At 64.6% G+C, this 7,340-nt stretch carries 6 protein-coding genes and 1 pseudogene; 3 read left to right on the top strand and 4 right to left on the bottom strand.

The annotated features are described in order from the left end of the window. Window positions 1-98 precede the first annotated feature (98 nt). From I5W_RS03370 to I5W_RS03360, 3 genes and pseudogenes are all read left to right on the top strand, one after another. Window positions 99-836: pseudogene (locus I5W_RS03370) on the top strand (iron-containing alcohol dehydrogenase); the annotation flags it as partial. 143 nt (window positions 837-979) lie between these two features. Further along, window positions 980-2,569 (top strand): aldehyde dehydrogenase (NADP(+)), encoded by a 1,590-nt coding sequence (locus tag I5W_RS03365; RefSeq protein WP_044528184.1) that lies wholly within the window; start codon window positions 980-982, stop codon window positions 2,567-2,569. Window positions 2,570-2,690: 121 nt separating this feature from the next. Continuing rightward, window positions 2,691-3,902, top strand: a complete 1,212-nt coding sequence (locus I5W_RS03360) for an ABC transporter substrate-binding protein (RefSeq protein ID WP_044528183.1) — start codon at window positions 2,691-2,693, stop codon at window positions 3,900-3,902. Window positions 3,903-4,046: 144 nt separating this feature from the next. Here I5W_RS03360 and I5W_RS03355 read toward each other — a convergent pair whose 3' ends face one another. The 4 genes from I5W_RS03355 to I5W_RS03340 form a co-directional block, all read right to left on the bottom strand. Continuing rightward, a complete protein-coding gene (locus I5W_RS03355; protein WP_044528182.1) occupies window positions 4,047-4,508 on the bottom strand; it encodes a carboxymuconolactone decarboxylase family protein in 462 nt (153 codons plus the stop codon). Between the two features lie 122 nt (window positions 4,509-4,630). Continuing rightward, the gene (gene sigJ / locus I5W_RS03350) at window positions 4,631-5,590 is read right to left on the bottom strand and encodes an RNA polymerase sigma factor SigJ (protein ID WP_044528181.1); all 960 of its coding nucleotides are present in this window, start codon (window positions 5,588-5,590) and stop codon (window positions 4,631-4,633) included. Window positions 5,591-5,612: 22 nt separating this feature from the next. Next, entirely contained in the window at window positions 5,613-6,632 is a 1,020-nt protein-coding gene (hemB, locus tag I5W_RS03345; protein ID WP_044528180.1) for a porphobilinogen synthase, read from the bottom strand. Between the two features lie 124 nt (window positions 6,633-6,756). After that, window positions 6,757-7,340: branched-chain amino acid ABC transporter substrate-binding protein (locus tag I5W_RS03340; RefSeq protein WP_252716874.1), on the bottom strand; the 584-nt coding region annotated here is incomplete at its 5' end.

Here is a 7,340-nt window from a genome sequence, read left to right as displayed (position 1 = left end):
CGGCAGCCCATCCTACCGCGACGTGGTGCTGGCCCATCCAGAAATGGATGTGGCCAAGGGAATGAAAAGCGTGGGCATCACCTGGCCCAAACATTGATATCGCCATCCCGACCACTGCCGGTACCGGCAGCGAAGTCGGCCGGGGCGCCATCCTGATCCTCGACGATGGCCGCAAGGTCGGCATCATCTCGCCGTACCTGGTGCCCAGGCTGGCCATCTGCGACCCCGAACTGACCCTGGGCCTGCCGCCGCTGATGACGGCCGCTACCGGCATGGATGCCATCGCGCACTGCCTGGAAACCTTCATGGCGCCAGCCTTCAACCCGCCGGCCGACGGCATCGCACTGGATGGCCTGTGGCGTGCCTGGGCACACATCGAGCGCGCCACCCGCGAGCCCGGCGACCGCGAAGCACGGCTCAACATGATGAGCGCCTCCATGCAGGGCGCCATGGCCTTCCAGAAGGGACTGGGTTGCGTGCACAGTCTGTCGCATTCGCTGGGCGGCATCAATCCCAGGCTGCACCATGGCACCCTCAATGCGATCTTCCTGCCGGCCATCATCGCCTTCAACGAAAGCGCGCCGAGTATGGTCAAGGACAACAAGATGGCGCGCATGGCCCACGCCATGGGTCTGTCCAGCGGCGCCGAGATCGGCCCGGCGATTCGTGAGATGAGCCGTCGCCTGGGCTTGCCCGCCGGCCTGCGCGAACTGGGCGTGAGCGAATCCCTGTTCCCGCAGATCATCAAGGGTGCCCTGGCCGACCACAGCCACAAGACCAATCCGCGCGAGGCCTCGCAACAGGATTACCTGCAGATGCTGCAGCAATCCATGTGATGGCCGACAATGAGCAGCGCGGGACAGCGGCCAAGGGCAGCCTGTTCCGCAGTTCCCCCTCAGCTGTGCCCGCCCCATGCGAGTGCAGCTTTCATGCCTGACCCGAACTCGGGCGGTATCAACGAAACCAGCAGGAGCACAACGTGAGCGACAAGATTCTTGGACACAACTACATCGGCGGCCAGCGCAGCGGCCAGGGCGACATCGCCCTGCACAGCGTGGACGCGACCACCGGTGCCCTCTTCGAAACCCCCTTCCTGACTGCCACCGAGCACGAAGTGGCCGCCGCCGTGGATGCGGCCGAGAAGGCCTATCCGCTGTACCGCGCCATTGCCGCCGAACAGCGCGCCCTGTTCCTGGAAGCCATCGCCGATGAAATCGACGCCTTGGGCGACGACTTCCTGGCCGCCGTCTCGCGCGAAACCGCCCTGCCGGCGACCCCGCGCCTGGCCGGCGAACGTGCCCGCACCAGCGGCCAGATGCGCCTGTTTGCCAAGGTCGTGCGCCGCGGCGACTTCTACGGTGCCCGCATCGATACCGCCCTGCCGCAACGCCAGCCGCTGCCGCGCCCGGACATCCGCCAGTACAAGATCGGCGTGGGCCCGGTGGCGGTGTTCGGTGCCAGCAATTTCCCGCTGGCCTTCTCGGTGGCCGGTGGTGATACCGCTGCGGCCCTGGCCGCCGGTTGCCCGGTGGTGTTCAAGGCCCACAGCGGCCACCTGGTCACTTCCGAACTGGTGGCCAATGCCATCGAGCGCGCCGTCAAGAAGACCGCGATGCCCGCCGGTACCTTCAATATGATCTATGGCGACCGCGTGGGCGCCCAGCTGGTCAAGAGCGCCGGCATCCAGGCCGTGGGCTTCACTGGCTCGCTGCGCGGTGGTCGCGCCCTGTGCGACATGGCTGCGGCCCGACCGCAGCCGATCCCGGTGTTTGCCGAGATGTCCAGCATCAACCCCATCATCCTGATGTCCGAAGCGCTCAAGGTGCGCGGTGAGGCCATCGCCAAGGACCTGGCCGGTTCGGTCACGGTCGGTGTGGGCCAGTTGTGTACCAGCCCCGGTCTGCTGCTGGGCGTGCGTTCGCCGGAACTGACCGCCTTCATCGAGAAGCTCTCGGCGGCCTTTGGCGGCAGCAACCCGGCCACCATGCTCAACAGCGGCGGCCTGACCCACTACAACGGCGGCGTGGCGCGTCTGAGCCAGTTGCCGGGCGTGAAGGTCATCGCCACCGGCGGCACCAGCTATACCCAGGCCGTGCCGCACCTGTTCAAGGCCGATGCCGCGCTGCTGTTCTCCAAGGAAGCGCCGCTGGAAGAAGAAGTGTTCGGCCCCTCCACCGTCATCGTCGAGCTGGAAAGCCGTGAACAACTGCTGGACTTCGCCGCCAAGATGAATGGTCAACTGACCGCCACCCTGCAAGCCGAGATCGGCGACCTGCAAGGCAACCAGGACCTGATCGCGATCCTGGAGCAGAAGGCCGGCCGCCTGCTGTTGAACGGTTTCCCCACCGGTGTCGAGGTGTGCGATGCGATGGTCCACGGTGGCCCGTATCCGGCCACGTCCGACGCGCGTGGCACCTCGGTCGGTACGCTGGCCATCGAGCGCTTCCTGCGCCCGGTGTGCTACCAGAACTACCCGGATGCGATGCTGCCGGCTCCGCTGCAGAACGCCAACCCGCTGGGCCTGCTGCGCCTGGTCGATGGTGAACAGACGCGCGCCACCGTGGGCTGATCCGGTTGTTGTAGACCTACCCGGACCGGCGGTGGCCTGCCGGTCCTGCAAGACCTTCCCCGCACTCGATTGCGGGGTCGTAACAAGAACCCCATCCGCAGACCCTAAGAGGAGGAGACCCATGACCGCATTCATCCGGCGCGCCGCGCTGTCGGCCGCCTGTGCCCTGCTGGGCGCAGCTACCCTGCCATCCGCTCAGGCGGCGGGCGATACCATCAAGATCGGCTTCATCACCGACATGTCCGGCACCTATGCCGACTTCGACGGCCAGGGCGGCGTCGAGGCCATCCGCATGGCCATTGCCGATGCCGGTGGCACCATCAACGGCAAGAAGGTGGAACTGGTCTTTGCCGACCACCAGAACAAGGCCGATATCGCCGCCAACAAGGCCCGTGAATGGTTCGACCGTGATGGCGTGGACATGCTGGTCGGCGGCGTGAACTCGGCGGCCAGCCTGGCCATGGGCAAGGTGGCAGCGGAAAAGAAGAAGGTCTTTCTCTCGGTGGGCGCCGGCACCACGCGCCAGACCAACGAGGAGTGCAATGCCTACACCATCCAGTACGCCTATGACACCACGGCGCTGGCGCGCGGCACGGGTGCTGCCATTACGCGCCAGGGCGGCAAGTCGTGGTATTTCCTGACGGCCGACTATGCCTTCGGCACCTCGCTGGAGAAGGACACCAGCGAGGTCGTCAAGAGCAATGGCGGCAACGTCGTGGGGGCTACGCGGGTACCGCTGGCGACTTCGGATTTTTCTTCCTTCCTGTTGCAGGCGCAGTCCTCCAAGGCGCAGATCCTGGGCCTGGCCGTGGCCGGGGGCGACGTCATCAATGCCATCAAGGCCGCCAATGAATTCGGCGTGAACAAGACCATGAAGCTGGCCGGCCTGCTGATCTTCATCAACGATACCCATTCGCTGGGTCTGCAATTGACGCAAGGGATGTACCTCACCGACGGCTGGTACTGGGATCTCAACGACCAGAGCCGGGCCTGGGCCAATCGCTACTTCCTGAAGATGAAGAAGATGCCTTCCATGTTCCAGGCCGGCGACGCCTCGGCCGTGGGCCAGTACCTCAAGGCCGTCAAGGCGGTCGGCAGTACCGATGCCGACCAGGTCATGGAGTACCTGCGCAAGTACCGCATCGAAGATTTCTTCACCAGTAATGGCGTGGTGCGCCCGGACGGCCGCATGGTGCATGACATGTACCTGATGGAAGTGAAGAAACCTTCAGAGTCCAAGCGCCCCTGGGATTACTACAAGCTGGTCCAGACCATCCCCGGCGAGCAAGCGTACATGACCAAGGCGGAGTCCAAGTGTGCGCTGTGGAAGTGAGGGCAGGTTGAGATGACAAGCCCGGCGGCACACTGCAAGCCGCCGCCGGCCAGGTTTTGAGCAAGCGGTCCGATGTGGATCGGACCATGTTCAACGCATCCCGGGTGACCGGGGTGCGTTTTTTTTCAGCGCTTCAGGCCGGGCTCAGGCGCGACGCGGCACCTGCGGACGCATGGCCACGCCCAGGCGGTTCCAGGCATTGATGATGGCGACCGCGAAGCTCAGGTTGGCGATCTCGGTATCGCTGAAGTGCTGCTGCAACAGGGCGAAGGCGGCATCTTCCTGGTCGCCATCCGGCTGGTGCAGGTGGGTGAAGAGCTCGGCCCAGTTCAGTGCGGCGCGTTCGGCGTCGGTGAAGAAGGGGATTTCGCGCCAGGCCGCCAGGGTGTTGAGGCGCTGCTGGTCTTCGCCTTGTTGCAGCAGCTCATGCGAGTGCATGTCGGTGCAGAAGGCGCAGCCGTTCAGTTGCGATACGCGCAGGAAGACCAGTTCTACCAGCTTGGGATCGATGCCGCTTTGGTGTACCGCTTCGCTGGCCTTGATGAGGGCATTGAAGGCGGGGGCGGCCAGCTTGGCATGGGGCAGGCGTTGCTTGAAGTCGGACATGGGAATTCTCCAGCTAGGGTGAGGTGACAACGGCGCCAATCGCCGCTGTTCCTCCACTAGACGCACAGGGATATCCCGTTGTGACAGTGTCGATCAAAAAGAAGTGAAGAAACCTGAAAGAGTCAGGCCTGCGGCGTCTGCTGCGCGATGGCGGCCAGCTTGTCGGGGTTGCGCACCACGTAGATGGCGTGGATATGCGTGCCGTCGGTTTCCAGCACCTGGGCCGATTCCAGCACATCATCGATGTAGCGCAGCAGGCCCGGACTGCCGTTGATCCAGGTCGCACGATAGACGATGCGCGCGGCCAGACGCCGCACGTTGGCATAGTACAGCCAGGAGATGCGTTCGCCACCGGCCAGCGGATGCGGGAAGGACGCCACCTTGCCGCCGCCGTCGCCGATCAGGCGCGCGTCTTCGGCCAGCAGGCCGAGCATGGCCTCGCGCTGGCCGCTCTGTACGGCGTGCAGGAATTTTTCCAGCAGCAGGGCGTGGGTCTCACGCGTGACCGGGCCGGTGGCGGCGCGCACTGGTTTGCCACTGGCATCGGTATGCTGTCGTGCCAGCCGTGCGCGGGCGCGATGCACCAGTTGGCGGCAGTTGGCCTCGGACTTTTGCAGGATGGCGGCGATGTCGGGATAGTCGTTGTCGAAAACTTCACGTAGCAGGAAGGCCGCGCGTTCCTCGGGCTTCAGATGCTCCAGCAGCAGCAGGTAGGCGAAGGAAACGTCATTTTGCTGTTCCAGCAGGGCTTCCGGGGAGGGGGCGAGCTGCGCCTGGCCGTAGAGGTCGATGTCGGGGCCAGGCTCGGTCAACCCCACCAGTGGTTCCGGCAGCCAGTGGCCGACGTAGTGCTGGCGCTCCTGCTGCAACTGGCGCAGGCGGTCGATGCACAGGCGCGTGACCACCGTCACCAGCCAGGCTTCGGCCGAGGCCAGCGCCTGCCGGTCCTGGGCCTGCCAGCGTAGCCAGGCATCCTGCAGCACGTCTTGCGCATCGCTGCGCGAGGACAACATGCGGTAGGCCACGCCGAACAGGCGTGGCCGTAGCTGCAGGAAGCGGTCGCCATCGAGATCGTCGGTCATCGGCCTGGCGCGTGGAGGGAGATCAGCCTTGCTTGAGCTTGCGCGCGATATCCAGCGCGAAGTAGGTCAGCACGCCATCGGCACCGGCGCGCTTGAAGGCCATCATGGATTCCATCATGGTCTTGTCGTGGTCCAGCCAGCCGTTCTGGGCGGCGGCCTTGATCATGGCGTATTCGCCGCTGACCTGGTAGGCGAAGGTGGGCACGCGGAATTCATCTTTCACGCGGCGCACGATGTCCAGGTAGGGCATCCCCGGCTTGACCATCACCATGTCGGCACCTTCTTGCAGGTCCAGCGCCACTTCGCGCAGGGCTTCGTCGCTGTTGGCCGGGTCCATCTGGTAGGTCGACTTGCTGCCCTTGCCCAGGTTGGCGGCCGAGCCGACCGCATCGCGGAAGGGGCCATAGAAGGCCGAGGCGTACTTGGCCGAGTAGGCCATGATGCGGGTGTAGATGTGGCCGTTGGCTTCCAGCATGGCGCGGATGGCGGCGATGCGGCCATCCATCATGTCCGAGGGCGCGACCACGTCCACCCCGGCGTCGGCCTGGGTTTGCGCCTGCTTGACCAGCAGGGTCAGGGTTTCATCGTTGAGGATGTAGCCGGTGTCATCCAGCACGCCATCCTGGCCGTGGCTGGTGTAGGGGTCCAGCGCCACGTCGCACAGCACGCCCAGCTCGGGGAAGCGGTCCTTCAGGGCGCGCACCACGCGCGGCACCAGGCCATCGGGATTGGTGGCTTCGATGCCGTCGGGGGTTTTCAAGGCCGGGTCGATCACCGGGAACAACGCCAGCACCGGCACGCCCAGCTTGACGCATTGCTCGGCCACCGGCAGCAGCGTATCGAGCGAGAGGCGTTCCACGCCCGGCAGCGAGGCCACGGGGGTGCGCAGGTTCTGGCCTTCCTGGACGAACACCGGATAGATCAGGTCGGCACTGGTGATGACGTTTTCGGCCATCAGCGCACGCGAGAACGCGTCGCGGCGCATCCGGCGCATACGTAGTGCGGGGTAGCCGGCGTTGGAACTGAAATCAGTCAAGGACATAGGTGGACTTTCAAAAAATAGATGTTATTTGAGGCTATCTTGAAATATTTTCGAGACAAATATCGCTATCTTCGGAGATTTGATCATTTTGATTTCAAATCCGCTCAATTTTTCGCGGGATACTTTACCTTAGCGGCGGGTCCACCACCTGCGCCCCCTGAGCCTGGATTTCTTGCGCAAACTGCTCGGCCAGCCCCTGGCCGAAGGGGGTACGGTCATCGATGGTGACCACGGTGCGTACCCCCAGCTTGCCCACGGCGTACTGGGCCGACCAGCGTCCCATGCTTTCGTTGTTGGGGATGGTGCGGAAGATGCGCGGATAGGACAGCGCAGTGAGCTTGCGACTCATGGCTGAGGGCGTCACCTGGATCACCCCGGCGGCGTGATAGACGGGCGCAGCCACCAGACTGGTACCGCTGGTCCAGTGTCCCACCACGGCCAGGACGTGCTGGCTGGCCAGATAGCGGGCTACATACTCGGCCGTGACCGGGTCGGCGCGATCATCCTGGGAAAGCAGCTTGAGCCGGTACACCTTGCCGGCAATGCGCAGGCCACGCCGGTTGACTTCATCGATGGCCAGTTGCGCCCCGTTACGCATACTGCGCCCCACTCCCATGTTGGGGCCGCTCAAGGGACCGGCAAAGCCGATGAGCAGGGTCGCATCATCAACCTGCACATCCTCGTTAGCAGCGGATGGCGTATGGCCGG

Source organism: Herbaspirillum sp. B65, from assembly GCF_000333555.1.
Taxonomy (GTDB): domain Bacteria; phylum Pseudomonadota; class Gammaproteobacteria; order Burkholderiales; family Burkholderiaceae_D; genus Herbaspirillum; species Herbaspirillum rubrisubalbicans.
This window is presented reverse-complemented; position numbering and strand designations above follow the sequence as displayed.